The organism is Nocardia sp. NPDC050406 (genome assembly GCF_044459025.1).
GTDB lineage: Bacteria > Actinomycetota > Actinomycetes > Mycobacteriales > Mycobacteriaceae > Nocardia.
Genome location: NZ_JBITIM010000002.1, coordinates 2,063,109 through 2,079,359, shown reverse-complemented (window position 1 = coordinate 2,079,359; position 16,251 = coordinate 2,063,109). Strand labels below are relative to the sequence as shown.

The 16,251-nt window shown below is 67.6% G+C and carries 16 protein-coding genes; 5 read left to right on the top strand and 11 right to left on the bottom strand.

The window, feature by feature from the left end:
- Window positions 1–227: 227 nt before the first annotated feature.
- Together ACIBH2_RS22915 and ACIBH2_RS22910 are read left to right on the top strand one after the other, a co-directional pair.
- Entirely contained in the window at window positions 228–1,103 is an 876-nt protein-coding gene (locus ACIBH2_RS22915) for a methyltransferase domain-containing protein (protein WP_397120484.1), read from the top strand.
- Window positions 1,104–1,160: 57 nt separating this feature from the next.
- Complete coding sequence (locus tag ACIBH2_RS22910) at window positions 1,161–2,210, top strand: response regulator transcription factor (RefSeq protein ID WP_397120482.1); 1,050 nt, start codon at window positions 1,161–1,163, stop codon at window positions 2,208–2,210.
- A gap of 1 nt (window position 2,211) precedes the next feature.
- Here the strand turns inward: ACIBH2_RS22910 and ACIBH2_RS22905 are convergent, their stop codons facing one another.
- From ACIBH2_RS22905 to ACIBH2_RS22870, 8 genes are all read right to left on the bottom strand, one after another.
- A complete protein-coding gene (locus ACIBH2_RS22905; RefSeq protein ID WP_397120480.1) occupies window positions 2,212–2,799 on the bottom strand; it encodes a hypothetical protein in 588 nt (195 codons plus the stop codon).
- Window positions 2,800–2,918: 119 nt separating this feature from the next.
- Window positions 2,919–3,083, bottom strand: a complete 165-nt coding sequence (locus ACIBH2_RS22900; RefSeq protein ID WP_397120478.1) for a hypothetical protein — start codon at window positions 3,081–3,083, stop codon at window positions 2,919–2,921.
- A 2-nt stretch (window positions 3,084–3,085) separates the two neighbouring features.
- Window positions 3,086–3,970, bottom strand: a complete 885-nt coding sequence (locus ACIBH2_RS22895) for an SPFH domain-containing protein (protein WP_397120476.1) — start codon at window positions 3,968–3,970, stop codon at window positions 3,086–3,088.
- Window positions 3,971–4,111: 141 nt separating this feature from the next.
- Window positions 4,112–5,881: an ABC transporter ATP-binding protein gene (locus ACIBH2_RS22890; RefSeq protein ID WP_397120474.1), complete on the bottom strand. Its 1,770-nt coding sequence runs from the start codon at window positions 5,879–5,881 to the stop codon at window positions 4,112–4,114.
- Window positions 5,874–6,887, bottom strand: coding sequence for an ABC transporter permease (locus tag ACIBH2_RS22885; protein ID WP_397120472.1), 1,014 nt, complete (start codon window positions 6,885–6,887; stop codon window positions 5,874–5,876). Before ACIBH2_RS22885 ends, ACIBH2_RS22890 begins: the two co-directional genes overlap by 8 nt.
- A complete protein-coding gene (locus ACIBH2_RS22880) occupies window positions 6,887–7,969 on the bottom strand; it encodes an ABC transporter permease (RefSeq protein WP_397120995.1) in 1,083 nt (360 codons plus the stop codon). The genes ACIBH2_RS22885 and ACIBH2_RS22880 overlap by 1 nt, the downstream gene beginning before the upstream one ends.
- Window positions 7,970–7,983: 14 nt before the next feature.
- Window positions 7,984–9,537, bottom strand: a complete 1,554-nt coding sequence (locus ACIBH2_RS22875; RefSeq protein WP_397120993.1) for an ABC transporter substrate-binding protein — start codon at window positions 9,535–9,537, stop codon at window positions 7,984–7,986.
- Window positions 9,538–9,781: 244 nt separating this feature from the next.
- Window positions 9,782–11,149: an FAD-binding oxidoreductase gene (locus ACIBH2_RS22870; RefSeq protein WP_397120470.1), complete on the bottom strand. Its 1,368-nt coding sequence runs from the start codon at window positions 11,147–11,149 to the stop codon at window positions 9,782–9,784.
- 71 nt (window positions 11,150–11,220) lie between these two features.
- On the opposite strand from ACIBH2_RS22870, the gene ACIBH2_RS22865 reads away from it, so the two are divergent.
- From ACIBH2_RS22865 to ACIBH2_RS22855, 3 genes are read left to right on the top strand one after another with little or no spacing between them, the layout of a single operon-like run.
- A complete protein-coding gene (locus ACIBH2_RS22865) occupies window positions 11,221–12,141 on the top strand; it encodes a LysR family transcriptional regulator (RefSeq protein WP_397120468.1) in 921 nt (306 codons plus the stop codon).
- A 58-nt stretch (window positions 12,142–12,199) separates the two neighbouring features.
- Window positions 12,200–12,634, top strand: coding sequence for a helix-turn-helix domain-containing protein (locus ACIBH2_RS22860; RefSeq protein ID WP_397120466.1), 435 nt, complete (start codon window positions 12,200–12,202; stop codon window positions 12,632–12,634).
- Entirely contained in the window at window positions 12,631–13,470 is an 840-nt protein-coding gene (locus ACIBH2_RS22855) for an alpha/beta fold hydrolase (protein ID WP_397120464.1), read from the top strand. The genes ACIBH2_RS22860 and ACIBH2_RS22855 overlap by 4 nt, the downstream gene beginning before the upstream one ends.
- Before the next feature lie 71 nt (window positions 13,471–13,541).
- Here the strand turns inward: ACIBH2_RS22855 and ACIBH2_RS22850 are convergent, their stop codons facing one another.
- Genes ACIBH2_RS22850 through ACIBH2_RS22840 form a run of 3 tightly spaced genes read right to left on the bottom strand, consistent with a single transcriptional unit; the run spans window position 13,542 to window position 16,219 of the window.
- Window positions 13,542–14,294, bottom strand: a complete 753-nt coding sequence (locus ACIBH2_RS22850) for an amino acid ABC transporter ATP-binding protein (RefSeq protein WP_397120991.1) — start codon at window positions 14,292–14,294, stop codon at window positions 13,542–13,544.
- A gap of 38 nt (window positions 14,295–14,332) precedes the next feature.
- Window positions 14,333–15,295 carry an amino acid ABC transporter permease gene (locus tag ACIBH2_RS22845; RefSeq protein ID WP_397120462.1) on the bottom strand — a complete coding sequence of 321 codons (963 nt, stop codon included), beginning with the start codon at window positions 15,293–15,295 and terminating at the stop codon, window positions 14,333–14,335.
- Between the two features lie 9 nt (window positions 15,296–15,304).
- On the bottom strand, window positions 15,305–16,219 hold the full coding sequence (locus ACIBH2_RS22840) for an ABC transporter substrate-binding protein (RefSeq protein ID WP_397120460.1): 915 nt from the start codon (window positions 16,217–16,219) through the stop codon (window positions 15,305–15,307).
- Between the last annotated feature and the right edge of the window lie 32 nt (window positions 16,220–16,251).

Sequence of the window (16,251 nt, the reverse complement as noted above, 5' to 3'; positions counted from 1 at the left end):
CACAGCGATGGAACTAACGTTGGCCATGCACCAGCACATCGCTGCGGCGGAGCACAACGCTGCACTCAAAGCATGCGGTCTCACAGCACGAATGTCTGCAATATCCAAGTCCCTGGGTCTAGAACAGCGGATCTGGACACAGAAGACACTCGCGGAAAACAGCGTACGCGACGTCAGTTGCACCAAGCAAACACGGGTGGACCTTCGCGGGTCGATAGGGTGATGCCATGTCCGAAGATCACTCCACCCTCCCCGACGACGCACGCCATGCCGAGGCCAATGCCCTGCTCGGCACGGTGGGAGTGGCCCGGGTCAAGATCGGCTCGGCGGACAGTCAGCGCGCCAGCCGCAAGTGGTGGGACGCCGACGCCATCCAGTACCACGACACCCATGCCGACTTCCTCGGTGTGGACTCGCCCGAGGGTGAGTTCGTGTGGTGTCCGGAGGGTCTGCACGAGGGCGACTGGCGGCTGCTCGGCGATATCGCCGGTAAGCGGGTCCTCGAGATCGGCTGTGGTTCGGCCCCCTGTTCGCGGTGGCTCGCCGCGCACGGCGCGCATCCGGTGGGGCTGGACCTCTCGCGCCGCATGCTGGAGCGTGGACAGGCGGCCATGGCGGCGGGCGGCCCGCGGGTTCCGCTCGTGCAGGCGGGCGCGGAGCAGCTGCCCTTCGCCGACGCATCCTTCGACCTGGCGTGTTCGGCGTTCGGCGCGGTGCCGTTCGTGGCCGATTCCGCGCAGGTGATGCGCGAGGTGGCGCGGGTGCTGCGGCCGGGCGGGCGCTGGGTGTTCTCGGTGAACCACCCGATGCGGTGGATCTTTCCCGACGATCCCGGGCCGGAGGGTCTGCGCGCGGCCATCCCCTACTTCGACCGCACTCCTTATATAGAGGTGGACGCGGACGGCGAGCCGACCTACGTGGAGCATCACCGCACCATGGGCGATCGGGTGCGCGAGATCGTGGGCGCGGGCCTGGTGCTGTGCGATGTGATCGAGCCCGACTGGCCGGAGTGGCTGGATCGGGAGTGGGGGCAGTGGAGTCCGTTGCGCGGTGAGATCTTCCCCGGTACGGCCATTTTCGTCACCGAGAAGCCCGTCCGATGAGCTCGGGAAATCGCGTCCGGTGTTGTCGATCCCGGAGATCTTCCTAGACTGGGCCGCGTGCCGAGCCCACGCGAGCTGGCCGATCGGGTCGAGCGACACATCAGTGGCGGGAGCACCGCCAAGCAGTTGCGTGCGTCGGTGCTCGCCGACCTGCGCCGCGCCTTCCCGTTCGAGGGGCACGTCTTCATGCTCACCGATCCGGTGACGCGGGTGGCGACCTCGCCGATGGCGCAGGTGCCCGGGTTGGCGTGGCCCGGACTGCCCGATTTCATTCGCAATTGGTATCTGACCACCGTCAATCGCTGGGACGGCCTGCTCGGCGGCCGGGCGCACTCGCTGCTCGAGGCGACCCGGGGCGCGCCGGAACGGTCGCTGCTGTGGCGCGAGTGCCAGCGTGGCCTGCGCGTAACCGATACGGCCACTGTCGCTTTCGGGGATCGCTACGGCTGCTGGGGTTTCCTCGAATTGCTGCGCACCTCCTGGCCGCCGTTCACCTCCGCGGAGCTGGCCACGCTGACGGCGCTGAGCAGACCGGTGGCCATGGGGCTGCGACAGGCGGTGGCGCGGACCTTCGGCGCTTCGGACGGACAGGTCCCACCGAGCGGTCCGGCGGTGGTGATTCTCGACGCGGATCTGCGGGTGCGCACGCAGACGACGGCCGCGGCGGCGCTGTTGCGATTGAATCCGCCCGATCAGCCCATGCCGCCGATTCCGAATTCGGTCTACAACGTCGGCGCGGCGCTCATCGCCGCCGAACACAAGGTGCCGATCGGTCCGCCGCGGGCGCGCATCCAGGTGGGCGGCAATCGCTGGGTAACCGTCGAGGCGGGTCGCCGCGGCACCGATATCGCGGTCTCGATCGAGCCCTGCACCGCGGCCGAGCGCCTGGATCTGTTCGCCCGCTCGCACGCGCTCACCGCCCGCGAATCCGAGGTGCTGTCGCTGCTCGCGGCCGGGCGCGACACCCGGCACATGGCAACGGAATTGGGGCTGTGCGACCACACGGTGACCGACCACGTGCGGGCGATTCTCACCAAATGCCAGGTGGCGAACCGGAATTCGCTGCTGGAACAGGCCCTGGGCGCGGCGCGGCCGGAGTCGGCGTGAGCTAACCCCGGAAGGGCGGCAGCGCGGCGAAGCCCGGATCCAGCCGCATTCCGGGGACGGTGCGGGCGATCCACTGCCGGGCGCGGGTGAGCGGATGTTCGGGAAACTGTGCGTCCCATCGGATGTCGTCGGCGGCGTTGTAGGGCAGCTTGCCCTGCAACCCCGGAGCGTACGGGTGCGGCGGGTACATGTTCTGGAATCCGATCTGCGCCGCCAGCATGGCTTCGCGCATTCCGGTCGGCCCGGCTTCGGGGCACAGCAGGGTCAGCGTGGCGCTGCACTGTTGTTTGGGCACGACGAGCGAGGCCGCGAAGATCAGTCCGGTCGGCTGATCGGGCAGCGGCATCTTCTCCATCCGCAGCAGCGCGGGCTGCCCGTCCACCCCGACGACGAAAGCCTCGATGAGACAACCGGTATCGGCCCGATGCTGGGCCAACCGCTGCCGCAGCGTATCCAGATCCTCCAGCGCCGCGGGCAGATCCGGCGCGAGATCGAAGTACTGCACGCTCACCATGTCACGGGTGGCGGGATTCACCCACCGGTTCGCGTCCTGCTGCTGTAGTCCACTGGTATCGAACGAGATCGGCACGCCGGACACCGTACCGGCCGATCGAGATCAGGGGGAACTGACGGCGGCACCTGCCGGGAGACCGCCGCCATGAGTTCCCCCTCGCGAACGAACGCCCCCACCGGGTGGGGGCGTTCGCGCTATTTGGGTTCTCGCCCTGCCTGTTTGAGTGCCAGGCGCAGGGCGTACTCGATTTGGGCGTTGATGCTGCGGAGGTCGTCGGCGGCCCACTTGGCGACGGCTTCGTGGACGGCCGGGTCGAGGCGCAGCAGCACCTTCTTCGGTTCGCGCTTGCCCTGGGCCATGGTCAGTTGTACAGCGTGCCAGCGTTGACGACGGGCTGCGTCGGTCGGTCGCCGCACAGGACGACCAGCAGATTCGACACCATGGCGGCTTTGCGCTCCTCATCGAGTTCGACCATGCCCTCCGCGGCGAGGCGCTCCAGGGCCAGGCCGACCATACCCACCGCGCCCTCGACAATGCGCGTGCGGGCGGCGACCACCTGGTTGGCCTGTTGGCGAACCAGCATGGCCTGGGCGATCTCCGGCGCGTAGGCGAGGTGGGTGATGCGCGCCTCGAGGACCTCGATTCCGGCCATGAGGGTGCGCTCGCGCAGCTCCGAGGTGAGCTCCTCGGCGATCTCGGTGCCGTCGCGCAGGCTGGTGCGGGAGTCGTCGTGCGCGTCGTAGGGGTGGATGGTGGCGAGGTGTCGCACGGCGGCCTCGGACTGGGTCTCCACGTACTGCTCGTAGTCGTCGACGGCGAAGGCGGCCTTGAAGCTGTCGACGGCCTTGTAGACCACCACGGCCGCGATCTCGACCGGATTGCCGTCGGCGTCGTTGACCTTCAGCTTCTGGGTCTCGAAGTTGCGCACCCGCAACGAGATTCGCCGCCGGTCGGTGATCGGCACGGTCCAGAAGAAGCCCGGTTCGCTGACCGAGCCGATGTAGCGGCCGAAGAACTGGATGACGCGAGCCTCGTTGGGGTTCACGACCACCAGGCCGCTCAGCCCCAGCAGCGCCGCCAGCCCGATGATTCCGGCGACGATGGCGACCACCACCGGCCCGACCCCGCCCCCGTCGGACGCCGACCCGATGGCCGCGATCACCACCAGCGTTGCCGCGACCATGGTCGCGAACAGCACCAACAGCATGAGAAACCCGTTCATCCGAAACGCCGGACGAAGCTCCATTGCGCCCTCCCAATATCGAAGTGATATCACTACGATAGCGCACGGCGACGGGGCTGCCAACTGGATCGCAGCCCACACGAGAAGGGCGGCGTCCCCTCTGGATGAGAGGACGCCGCCCTTGGTTCGCGCGTGCGGGGAAGCTCAGCCGCTGTGATCGGTGGCGAACAACTCCGCCGTGGCCGCGCGACGGCGGCGCTGTTCGACCGGGTCGGGCACCGGAACCGCCGCCACGAGCCGCTGGGTGTACTCCTGGGTCGGGTGACGCAGGATCTCGTCGCGCGTGCCCTGCTCGACCACCGCCCCATTGCGCAATACCGCTATGCGGTCGGCCAGTTGGTCGACCACGGCGAGGTCGTGGCTGATGAACAGGCACGCCCAACCGCATTCGGATTGCAGCTGCGCGAACAGTTCCAGCACCTTCGCCTGTACCGAGACATCCAGTGCGCTGGTGGGTTCGTCGGCCACCAGCAGATCCGGATTGAGCACGAGTGCCCGTGCGAGACTGGCGCGTTGGCGCTGCCCGCCCGAGAGTTCGTGCGGGTAGCGGTGTTCGGTGCCCGCCGGAAGCTGCACATCGTCGAGGAGGCCGCGCACGCGGGCGCGCAGCTGCTCGCCCTTGGCCGCACCGTGCACGATGAGCGGTTCCGCGACACAGTCGCCCACCGTCATGCGCGGGTTCAATGATGTCGCCGGGTCCTGGAACACGAAGCCGAGGCGGCGGCGCATGGGCCGCAGCCGCTTCTCCGACAGGCCCGCCAGCTCTTGCCCGAGCATGCGCACCGACCCCGAGGACGGCTTCTGCAAAGCCGCCACACAGCGCCCGATGGTGGACTTCCCGGAACCGGATTCGCCGACCAGGCCCAGGGTTTCACCACTGTCGATACTGAGCGTCACCCGGTCGACGGCGCGGAACGCGGGTCGCCCGAACGAGCCGGGGAACTCGACGATCAGATCGGTCACCGCCAGCACCGGCCCGGCGGAGGTCGCCGGGGTCGGGGCTGGCGGCACCGGCGCTGGCGTGGAAACCGTTGTCGCCGAAGGCTTCTTCGACTCCTCGGACTCGTCGACCGCGCCGAACGGCCCGCACGGTGGCGCGGACGGCAGCGCTACCCGGCTGCCGCCGAGATGCGGTACCGCCGCCAGCAGCGCGCGCGTGTACTCGTGTTGCGGATTCGCGAACAGGTCGTCGACGGTGGCCTGCTCCACCACGCGTCCCTCGCGCATGACCACCACGCGATCGGCGAGGTCGGCGACCACGCCCATATTGTGGGTGATGAGCACGATGGCGCTGCCGAGCCGCGTGCGCAGATCCCGGAGCAGTTCCAGGATTTCGGCCTGCACGGTCACATCGAGGGCGGTGGTCGGCTCGTCGGCGATGATCACCTTGGGTTCGCACGCGATGGCGATGGCGATCATGACGCGCTGCTTCTGCCCGCCGGAGAGCTGATGCGGGTAGTAGTCCACCCGGTGCTCCGGATCGGGCAGCCCGACCAGCCGCAGCAGCTCCACCGCCCGCGCCTTGGCCTCCTTCTTGCTCATATCACTGTGTGCCCGAAGCACTTCCATGATCTGGAAGCCCGCGGTGAACAGCGGATCCAGGGCCGCGCCGGGTTCCTGGAACACCATGGAGATGGCCCCGCCGCGCAGCGCGGTCAGCTGCCGTTCACTCATGGCGGTGATGTCCTTGCCGCCCAGGGTGACCAGGCCGCGGACCCGCGCGGAGGCGGGCAGCAGACCCATGGCGGTGCGCGAGCTCACCGACTTCCCGGAGCCGGATTCGCCGACCACGGCCAGCACCTCGCCCGGGAACACTTGGTAGGACACCTCTTTGACGGCGGGCACCGCCCCGGCATCGGTCGCGAAGGTGACCGACAGCGATTGAATCGACAGTGCCGCTTCGGGTTCAGACATCGCCCACCTCCCGTGCGACGGCGGCCTTCTCCACCGAGGTGGCCGCGCCCACCGTGCGGCGGGTGCGCAGCAGCGGATTCATGACCTCGTTGAGGCTCTCCCCCGCCAAGGTCATACCGAGCACGATGAGCATGATGGCCACGCCGGGCACGATGCCCGTCCACCAGATGCCGTTGGAGACATCGTTGGTGACCGCCTTGTTCAGGTCGTAGCCCCATTCGGCGGCCTGGGTCGGTTCGATACCGAAGCCGAGGAAGCCCAGACCGGCGAGGGTGAGGATGGCCTCCGCGCCATTGAGCGTGATGATCACCGGCAGCGATTGCGTGACATTGGCGAGGATGTGGCGGAACAGGATTCGCACCGTGGACGCGCCGGTCACCCGCGCGGCGTCGACATAGGGTTCGGTCTTCACCGCCACCGTGGCATTGCGCACCACGCGGAAGTACTGCGGCACGAAGATGACCGTGATGGCGATGGCGGCCGACAGGATGCCGCCCGAACCGCTGGCCTGTCCGCCCGCCACCATGGCCGAGACCACAATGGCCAGCAGCAGCGCCGGGAAGGCGTACATGGCGTCCATGAACAACACCAGCACTCGGTCCAGCCAGCGTCCGATGTATCCGGACACCAACCCCAGCGGTACGCCGACGACCAGTGACAGCACCAGCGAGATGGAGATGACGGCGATGGCGGTCCGCGCGCCGTAGACCACCCGGGAGAACACGTCCTCGCTGCGCACCGAGGTGCCGAACCAGTGCTCCGCCGAGGGTGGTTGCTGGGCAACGAAATTCACGCCGTCGGCGGACTGGTCGGCGAAGCCGTAGGGCGCGATCCACGGCGCGAGCGCCGCGATGACGACGAAGACCGCGACCAGCCCCAGCCCGAACAGCAGGGTGACCCGCTGCAGGCCGTGCGTCATCTTGATCAGCTTGAGCCCCGGCACGCCGCGCCGGGGCGGCACCACCGCGACCCCGGCCTGCTCGGTGACCAATTCGGGAGCGGTCATCAGAACCTCACTCTCGGATCGACCAGGGCGACGATGAGATCGATGAAGAAGCTCATCACCGCCACCAGCAGCGCGATGAAGGCCACGATCCCCTGCACCGCGATGAAGTCACGGCCGGAGAGGTATTCGGCGAACTGGTAGCCCAGCCCCTTCCATTCGAAGGTCTTCTCGGTCAGCACCACACCGCCGAGCATCATGGCGATCTGCATGCCCATGACGGTGACCACCGGTATGAGGGCATTGCGGAAGGCGTGCCGCCCGGTGACCGCGCGCCCCGACAGCCCGCGAGCCCGCGCCGCGTCCACATAGTCGCTGCGCAGGGTCTGGATCAGATTGATCCGGATGAGCCGCAGGAAGACGCCGCCGGTGAGCAGTCCGAGCGCGATCGCTGGCAGCACGGCGTGTTCCAGCACATCGACGAGATTGCCCATATCGCCGTAGAGGATGGCATCGATGAACAGGATGTTGGTCTTGGGCGTGACGTGCATGAGGTCGAGTTCGACCTTGGCACTGGCCCGTCCGGCCACCGGCAGCCAGCCCAGCTGCACCGCGAAGATGAGCTTGAGCACCAGCCCCACGAAGAACACCGGGGCGGCGTAGGCCAGGATCGCGCCGAGGCGCAGGCCCACGTCGGCCGCCGAATCTCGGTGTGTGGCAGCGTATCTGCCGAGGGGAACACCGACGGCGAAGGCGACCAGCAGCGACCAGAACACCAGCTCCACGGTGGCCGCGCCGTAGGTGGTGACCACCTCGGTGACGGCCCGATTGTCTTGGGTGTGGCCGAAATCCCCGGTCGCCAGCCCGGACAGGTAGTCCCAGTACTGGGCCAGAATCGGCCGGTTCAGCCCGGCCGCCTCCTTGCGGGCCTCGATCTGGTCGGCGGGCAGCCGACCGCCCAGCGCCGCGGTGATCGGATCGCCGATCACCCGCATGAGAAAGAAGACGACGGTGACCAGAATCCATGCGGTGGGCACGATCAGCAGAGCTCGGACACCGAGATAGCGCAGGAGAACGCTGTGTCGAGATCCGCTGCCGCGCCGCCTTGTTCGCGGTGGGGGAGCCGCGGACTCCGGCTCCCCCACCTTGGCGACGGAGGTCACCTGCTCAGTACGCCGAACCGGAATCGGAAGGACGGGTCGAGCGTCTCCTGCAAGCCCGTGATGTCCTTACCCGCCACCGCGATCTGCTTACCGGCCAACAGCGGCAGGATGGAGATGTGATCGCGGGCCAGATCCGTCTGCACCTGCCGGATGATCGCCAACCGCTTGTCCTCGTTGGGCTCGGTGGATTCGGCGGTCAGCTGAGCGGTGATGGCCGGATTCTCGAAGTGGTTCTGCAAGAAGTTGTTCGGCGCGAAGAACGGGGTCAGGTAGTTGTCCGGATCGGAGAAGTCCGGGAACCAGCCCATCTGGTAGAGCGGGTACGCGTCGCGCGCCCGTTCCCGTTGGTAGGCAACCCATTCGGTGGATTGCAGGTTGACGCGGAACAGCCCGGTCGATTCGAGCTGGGTCTTGATGGCGGCGTACTCCTCGGAGCTGCTGCCGCCGTAGTGATCGGAGTTGTACTGCAGGTTCAGCTCGACGGGCGCGGCGACACCGGCATCCCTGAGGAACTTGGCCGCCGCCTCCTTGTTGGGCTTGGCCCCGTAGATGTCCTTGAACGGTTCGGTCGCACCCGGGAAGCCTTGCGGCACGGACGAATACGCGGGCGTATAGGTGTCCTTGTAGACATTGGTGGCGAGGGCCTCACGGTCGACCGAGGAGGCGATGGCCTTGCGGATGGCCAGCTTCTGCGCCGGATCGGCGCCCGGCATGGTGTTCATGTTGAACACGAAGTAGCGCAGCTCGCCGCCGGGTCCCTCGAGGACGCTCACATTGTCGCTCTTGCGCAGGGATTCGACGTCGGTCGGGGTGAGGCTGCGCCAGGCCACATCGATATCCCCGTTCTGGACATCGAGTTTCATGTTCTCGGTGGTGGCGTAGTACCGGGTGGAGATGGAGTCGGTCTTGGGCGTGCCCAGCGCACCGTTGTAGTCCGGATTCGCCTTGTACTCGACCAGCTTGTTCTTGTCGTAACTCACGATGGTGTACGGGCCCGAGAAGGGCTTGGCGGCCACGATCTCGTTGTCGTCCATCACCTTGTCGGCGGGGAAGACCTTCTCGTCCACGATCGGTCCGGCCTGGGTGGTCAGGACCGCCGGGAAGGTCTGGTCGTTGGCCCCCTTCAGCGTGAACACGACCGTGCGCGGGTCCTTGGCCTCGGTCTTCTCCAGATTGCCCAGCAGCGAGGCGGGTCCGTTCGGATCGTTGATCCCCACCATGCGGTCGAAGGAGAACTTCACGCTGGCGGAGGTCAGCGGATTGCCATTGGCGAACTTCAAACCCTCACGCAGCGTGCAGGTGTACACCGTGGGGCTGGTGAACTCGCACTTCTCGGCCGCGTCCGGCTTGGGCTTGGTCTCGCCCGGCGGCAGATTCAACAGGAACTGGTACGCCTGGGTCTCCGGCAGTAGCGACCCGTTGTCGTACGCGGCGGCGGGGTCCAGGGAGAAGATCTTGTCGGTGGTCCCGACCACGATCCCCCCATCCCCGCCGCCCCCGGTCCGGCCCGAGCCGCAGCCCGCTGCGGTGAGCACGGCCAGCGCCGTCATACCCAGTGCCGCAATACTTCTCGACACACCCGGCCGCGGCTTCACTTGCCTCGCCGAATCTCTCATCTCGATCCCTCATCTCGAAACCCGCCGACGTCCGGTCCCGGATCACAAGACCGATCCGACGACGGTGAACTTTCGGTATGGCGGGGACAGTACCGACGAGTAATTGCCGATATATTGCATTTGCGAAGAATCGTGCCCGGATTGATGGCCGTATGACGGAAAAGTTGTCACGAGCTGGTTACTTCGCGGTCATGGCCGGGGGGATGTTGCGGTTCGACCGAAACAGGTTGTGCGCGTCGTGGTTCGCCTTCAGCGCGGTCAGCCGGTCGTAGGTCGCCGGGTCGTATCCGAGGCGGGTCTGCGCCTCGTCGGCCGTCGCGCCGCCACCGTAGAGGAAGTTCAGGTGATGGCCGATCGTCCACGGGGCCAGAGCGTTTCGGACCTCGTCGAGGCGCTGTTGGACCGGCTCGGCATCGGGCATGGCGATCACCCGGGCGACGTATTCGGCGTCGCGGTGGTCCACGGCGATTCCGGCCGGGCCGCGGCGGCGCAGCGCGCCGCCCAGGTGCCGGAGCCCGGCCACCACGGGACTGCCCGAGCTCGGTCCGGTGACCTCGAGGAAGGCGTCGGTCGCCACGGCGGGCAGCTCGGCGAGCAGGGCATTGGTGGCGGTGTAGGGGTGCGGATCGTCTGGATCCCGGTAGATGCCATGGGATTCGGTGTAGCGCATGGTGCGCAGATCGTCGGCGAGCCGGTCGCCGACGGCGCGCAGCGGGGCCACCAGGCGCTCGCCCTCGGCCGCGTCGCCGGTGTAGGCGATGTTGATGGTGGCGGTGTAGCGGCCGCGCAGGAACTCCGGAACCTGCGGGATATTCGGAATGCTGAGCATGGTGATGGCCGAGGTCAGCTGCTCGGGCACTTCGGCCGTCCACTGCCGCCACGCCTCCAAGGCCGGTGCGACCAGGCGGGTGTCGAACATGAGCTGGCCGCCGTACACCGTTGTGACGGGCACCAATTCGAGCTCCAGGGCGGTGACGACCCCGAAGTTTCCGCCGGTGCCCAGGACCGCGGCGAAGAGTTCGTCGCCGGGCTCCAGGCGGCGCAGGCGGCCGTCGGCGGTGACCAGCTCCACGGCGCGCACATGGTCTGCGGCGTAACCGAATTCGCGGGCGAGAATGCCGATGCCGCCGCCGAGGGTGTAGCCGACCATGCCCACCGAGAGCGAGGAGCCGTTGAGCGGCGCCAGGCCGTGCGCGGCGGCGGCCTCGATGAGCGCCGCGGCGCGCACACCGGCGGCGATACGGGCGGTGCGGGCGGCTGCGTCGACGCGGATATCGGTCATGCGGCGAGTGCTGATGAGCAGGCCGCCGTCGTTGGCGACCGACAGGCCGTGGCCGGTGGCCTGGATGGCGACCGGAAGGCCGTGGCGCGCGGCGTACTCCACGGCGCTGCGCACATCCTCGGCGTGCAGGGCGCCGACCACGAGGGCGGGGCGGTGGGTGTAAGCGGTTTGGAAACCGGCGATCTCGGCGTCGTAGCCGGGGTCTCCCGGTCGGAAGACCGGGCCGGTGGTGGCGGGCAGTTCGGTGATGGTCGTCTTCGTCATGTCCTTCACTCTGCCGAGGCGCTGACCATAACTCCAACAGATACTTCTGCTCGTAGCTAGAATCAACAGTTATGGAACTGCGGCAACTGCGCTACTTCGTCACGGTGGTGGAGGAGGCGAATTTCACGCGCGCGGCGGCCCGCCTGCATCTGGCTCAGCCCGGGTTGAGCGCGCAGATTCGGCAGCTGGAACGCGAACTGGGACAACAGCTTCTGGACCGCTCGGGACGCTCGGTGACACTGACCCCGGTGGGTGCGGCCGTACTGCCGTTCGCTCGGGCGGCATTGGAGGCGACCGAGCGGATCACCCATACCGTCGACGAGTTCACCGGCCTGCTGCGTGGGCAGGTGCGGGTCGGGCTGATCTCGGGTGCGGCCGGGGAGGCCCTCGATGTCGCGGGCGTCCTCGCCGCCTTCCACCAGGATCATCCGCAGGTGCGGATCAGCCTCACCGAGGACACCTCCGACCGGATGATCGCGGCGCTGGGGCGCGGCGAATTGGATATCGCCATGATCGGGCGGACCGGCGCGGACCTCGATCCCGGGGTGGAGACCGAGACGGTGCTCGACACCGGCATTGTCGCGGCGGTCGCCAGGGACGACGAGCGGTTCGGGGCGGAGATCGGCCTGGACGAGTTGTGTCGGTATCCGCTCATCTGCCTGACCCCTGGGACCGGGCTGCGCGGAATGTTCGAACGGGCCTGCGCCGCAGCGGGTCTCACACCCGATATCGCGTTCGAGGCGGCCGCTCCCCCGCTGCTCATCGACCTCGCCGCGCGAGGACTGGGGGTCGCTGTCATTCCGGAGTTGCCGCCCGACGACGCGGCGGCGATGGGGGTGCGCGTCCTTCCCCTGGCACCGCGACTGCGCGGGCAATTGCTGCTGGCATGGCGGGCGGACCGCCCTGGCAGCCCCGCGGCGAAGGTGCTCTTGGGTCAGCTGCGCATCGCCCTGGGCGTACGGAAGGATCGCGCTACAGCTTCGAAGCAGTGAGCACTGTTACCTAAACTTCCCTATCAGTCTCCCAATAGGGATTGATAGGGTAGTTTGCATGAGCGAACGCCTCTATTCGGTGGAAGAAGTCGCCGACCGCCTCGGTCTGCACGTGCGGACCGTGCGCGGTTACGTGCGCGACGGCAAGCTGCCCGCCGTCCGGATCGGCAAGCAGTACCGCATCGCGCACGACGATCTGGCGACCTTTACCGGACGGCCCGTACCGGAGACGCCGCGCGAGACGGCGGCGCGGCAACGGCACACCGAGGTCTCGAGCATTGTCGAGATCGACGCCATCAGCCCGGAGACCTTCGGGCGGCTGAGTTCCCTGCTGCTCGGCGCCTCCAGCGGCCGCACCGGTCCCGACGACGAGCCACTGCGGGTGGAGACCGTCTACAGCCCCGAGCGCGGGCGTTTGAAGGTGATCGTCATCGGCGGACTCGCCGCCACGGCCCGCCTGCTCGACTACATGGAAGGAGTGCTCGCGTCATGAGCGCCATCTACAAGACCGAGGCCGGTGCGCGCGAGATTCAGCGCCGGTATCGAGAGCACTTGCGCGCCTGGCCGATTCCGGCCGAGGAGCTGCGCATCCCCACCCGCGAGGGGGAGACCGTGGTCATCGCCTGCGGCCCGCGCGACGCGCCGCCGCTGGTGCTGTTGCACGGCTCGGGCTCCAATGCCACCGCCTGGCGCGGCGATATCACCACGATCGCAAGGCATTTCCGCGCCTACGCCGTCGATATGGTCGGCGAGCCCGGCCTGAGCGCGCCGTCGCGGCCCGCGCTCGACTCCGAGGCCGTGGCGCTCTGGCTCGACGATGTTCTCGCGGGACTGGGCATGACGTCCACGGCCATGGTCGGCATGTCGCTGGGCGGTTGGACCGCACTGGATTACGCCATTCGCCGCCCCGACCGGGTCTCGCGGCTGGCGCTGCTGTGCCCCGGCGGTATCGGCCGCCAACGCTACGGCTGGATGCTGAAAGCCGTCCTCCCCCGGCTGCTCGGCCGCCACGATCTGCGCCGAAACGCCAGCCTCGTCACGGGTTTGAGCGCACCCGAGCTGGCCCCGGTCCTCGACGATGTCGTCGCGACCTTCACCCACTTCAAGCCCCGCACGGAGCGCCTGCCGGTCTTCACCGACCAACAGCTCGCCAGCCTGCCCATGCCGGTGCTCGTACTGGTCGGCGACCGCGATGTCATGTTCGACTCCGCCGAAACCGCACGGCGCGTTCGTGATCGGATCCCACACGGCACCGCGCACGTACTGCCCGATATGGGCCACGCCGTCGTCGGCCAGGTCGATCGCGTGCTGGAGTTCCTGCGGGATTGACCCGGCCACAGACGTTTCCGCCCCGCTCCGAAGACTCGGAGCGGGGCGGTCACGCGTAAAGCGCTATGTGCTCACAGGATTCGCGACAGGAACGCCTTGGTGCGTTCGTGCTGCGGGTTCGACAGCACGTCGAACGGAACGCCCGCCTCCACGACGACACCGCCGTCCATGAACACCAGCTGGTCGGCGACCTCACGGGCGAAACCCATTTCGTGGGTGACGACCAGCATGGTCATACCGTCGGCGGCCAGTTCGCGCATGACGCCGAGGACCTCGCCGACCAGCTCCGGGTCGAGCGCCGAGGTGGGCTCGTCGAAGAGCATGAGCTTGGGGTCCATGGCGAGGGCGCGGGCAATGGCCACGCGTTGCTGCTGGCCGCCGGAGAGCTGCGCCGGATAGGAATCGGCCTTGTCCGCCAAGCCGACTCGGTCCAGCAGTTCGCGAGCCCGGGCCACCGCCTTGGCCTTGGGCAGCTTCTTCACCTGGGTCGGCGCTTCGATGATGTTCTCCAGCGCCGTGCGGTGCGGGAACAGGTTGAAGTGCTGGAACACCATGCCGATATCGCGGCGCTGGCGGGCCGCCTCGCGCGGGTGCAGCTCGTAGAGCTTGCCGTTCTTCTCCTGGTAGCCGACGAGTTCGCCGTCCACGTAGAGGCGTCCGGCATTCACCTGTTCGAGATGGTTGATGCAGCGCAGGAAGGTGGACTTACCGGAGCCGGAGGGGCCGATGAGGCACAACACCTCACCGCGCTTCACCTCCAGGGTGATGCCCTTGAGCACCTGTAGGCCGCCGAAGTTCTTGCACACCCGGTCGGCCAGCACCATCGGTGCCGCGACCTTGTCGGCGCGCGCGCTCTCGCCGCTCAATGCCCTTCCTCCCCCGCGACGCGCACGGATGCCAACGCCCGCAATTGCTTTCCGGTCAACTGCCGCGACGAACCGCGCGAGTAGTAGCGCTCCAGATAGAACTGGCCCACCATGAGAATGCTGGTCACCGCCAGATACCAGGTGGCCGCCACCAGCAGCAGCGGCACCGGCTGGAAGTTCACGCTGTAGATATCGCGCGCCCGGCCGTACAGGTCGGTGGTGAGCGGCAGCGCGGTCACCAGTGACGTGGTTTTCAGCATGGAGATCAGCTCGTTGCCGGTGGGCGGAATGATCACCCGCATGGCCTGCGGCAGTACGGTGCGGCGCATGGTCTGCGACCACGACATGCCCAGGGCCGTCGACGCCTCGCGCTGGCCCTCGCCTACCGAATTCACTCCGGCACGGACGATTTCGGCCATGTAGGCGGCCTCGTTGAGACCCAGGCCGATCACCGCGAACACGAACGGGGCGCGCCAGTCCTGCACATTGAAATCCGCGAACGACGGACCGAACGGCACACCGACGGTGATGGTCTTGTACAGCGAGGGGAACAAGCCCCAGAACACCAGCTGCACGTAGACCGGGGTACCGCGGAAGATCCACAGGTACACCCAGGCCACCGAGCGCAACACCGGGTTGGGCGACAGGCGCATGACCGCCAGCACCACGCCCAGCAGCACACCGAGCAGCATGGCGAGGACGGTCAGTTCCAGCGTGGTCAGCGCGCCTTGGGCAATTCGCTTGTCCAGCAGGTACTTCGTATAGGTGTCCCAGTGGTAGGCGGGGTTGGTCTTCGCGCCCCACAGGAACAGCCCCAGCAGCACCAGGATGATCGCCGCGGCGATCCACCGGCCCGGACGCCGCAAAGGGATGGCCTTGATGGGCTCCGGCTCGGTATCGGCCGAAGCCGCCGCCGCGGTGGCGGCGGACGGCTCCGGGCTCTTCGAACTATCCGACATGGTGATCGATCAGCCCTGTGCTCCGTTGATGACCGACTTGGTGATCACACCGTCCTGGACACCCCAGTTCTCGGCGATCTTGCGGTACTGGCCGTTGTCGATCAGGTACTGCATGGCCTGCTGGAGCACCGGGGCCAGCGGGGAGCCCTTCTTCACCGGCCAGCCGTACGGCGCGGAATCGAAGATGGCACCGGCGGGTTCGAGCACCTTGCCGTCCTTGTTGGCTTCCTTGATGGCGTACGCGGTGACCGGCGAGTCGGCGGACATGGCGTCCACCGAGCCCTGCACCAGCGCGGTGGCGGCGGCGCTCTGCTCGTCGTAGGCGACCTTCACGATCTCCGGCTTGCCCTCGGCGAGGCACTTGGCGCTGCGCTCGGGGATCTCCTCGGTGTCCTGAACCGTGGTGCGCTGCACCGCGACTCGCTTACCGCAGGCATTGTCCGGGTCGATGCCCTTGCCCACCTGCTGGGCCCACTGGCTGCCCGCGTTGAAGTAGGTGACGAAGTCGGCGGTCTGCTCGCGTTCCTTGTTGTCGGTGAACGAGGACATGCCGAGGTTGAAGGTTCCGGCCTCGATGCTGGGGATGATCTTCTCGAAGTCGGCCTCCTGGTATTCGGCCTTCACGCCGAGCACCTGGGCGACCGCGTCCATCAGGTCCACGTCGAAGCCGACGATCTTGCCCGAGGAATCCTTGAACTCGTTGGGGGCGTAGGGGATGTTCACGCCGACGATGAGCTTGCCGGAGCCGCTGACATCGGCGGGCAACTGCGAGGCGATGGAGTCCACCTTGGTGATGCCCTCGACCTTGGACACTTCGGGGGCGGAGCTCTCCTCGTTGCTGGTACACGCGGTCAGCACCAGAGCGCCGCCAGCGAGTGCGCATGCGGCCCGCAGGGCACGCCCGCGGAAAAATCGAACAGACACAGGTCCTCCACAGTTCGGTTACGCGACATCCG

Bases quoted from the DNA above. Each gene is read 5' to 3' on its own strand.
- ACIBH2_RS22845 (WP_397120462.1), bottom strand. From the start codon at position 15,295: ATGTCGGATAGTTCGAAGAGCCCGGAGCCGTCCGCCGCCACCGCGGCG.
- ACIBH2_RS22865 (WP_397120468.1), top strand. From the start codon at position 11,221: ATGGAACTGCGGCAACTGCGCTACTTCGTCACGGTGGTGGAGGAGGCG.
- ACIBH2_RS22885 (WP_397120472.1), bottom strand. From the start codon at position 6,887: ATGACCGCTCCCGAATTGGTCACCGAGCAGGCCGGGGTCGCGGTGGTG.
- ACIBH2_RS22895 (WP_397120476.1), bottom strand. From the start codon at position 3,970: ATGGAGCTTCGTCCGGCGTTTCGGATGAACGGGTTTCTCATGCTGTTG.
- ACIBH2_RS22850 (WP_397120991.1), bottom strand. From the start codon at position 14,294: ATGGTGCTGGCCGACCGGGTGTGCAAGAACTTCGGCGGCCTACAGGTG.
- ACIBH2_RS22860 (WP_397120466.1), top strand. From the start codon at position 12,200: ATGAGCGAACGCCTCTATTCGGTGGAAGAAGTCGCCGACCGCCTCGGT.
- ACIBH2_RS22870 (WP_397120470.1), bottom strand. From the start codon at position 11,149: ATGACGAAGACGACCATCACCGAACTGCCCGCCACCACCGGCCCGGTC.
- ACIBH2_RS22915 (WP_397120484.1), top strand. From the start codon at position 228: ATGTCCGAAGATCACTCCACCCTCCCCGACGACGCACGCCATGCCGAG.
- ACIBH2_RS22875 (WP_397120993.1), bottom strand. From the start codon at position 9,537: ATGACGGCGCTGGCCGTGCTCACCGCAGCGGGCTGCGGCTCGGGCCGG.
- ACIBH2_RS22900 (WP_397120478.1), bottom strand. From the start codon at position 3,083: ATGGCCCAGGGCAAGCGCGAACCGAAGAAGGTGCTGCTGCGCCTCGAC.
- ACIBH2_RS22855 (WP_397120464.1), top strand. From the start codon at position 12,631: ATGAGCGCCATCTACAAGACCGAGGCCGGTGCGCGCGAGATTCAGCGC.
- ACIBH2_RS22890 (WP_397120474.1), bottom strand. From the start codon at position 5,881: ATGTCTGAACCCGAAGCGGCACTGTCGATTCAATCGCTGTCGGTCACC.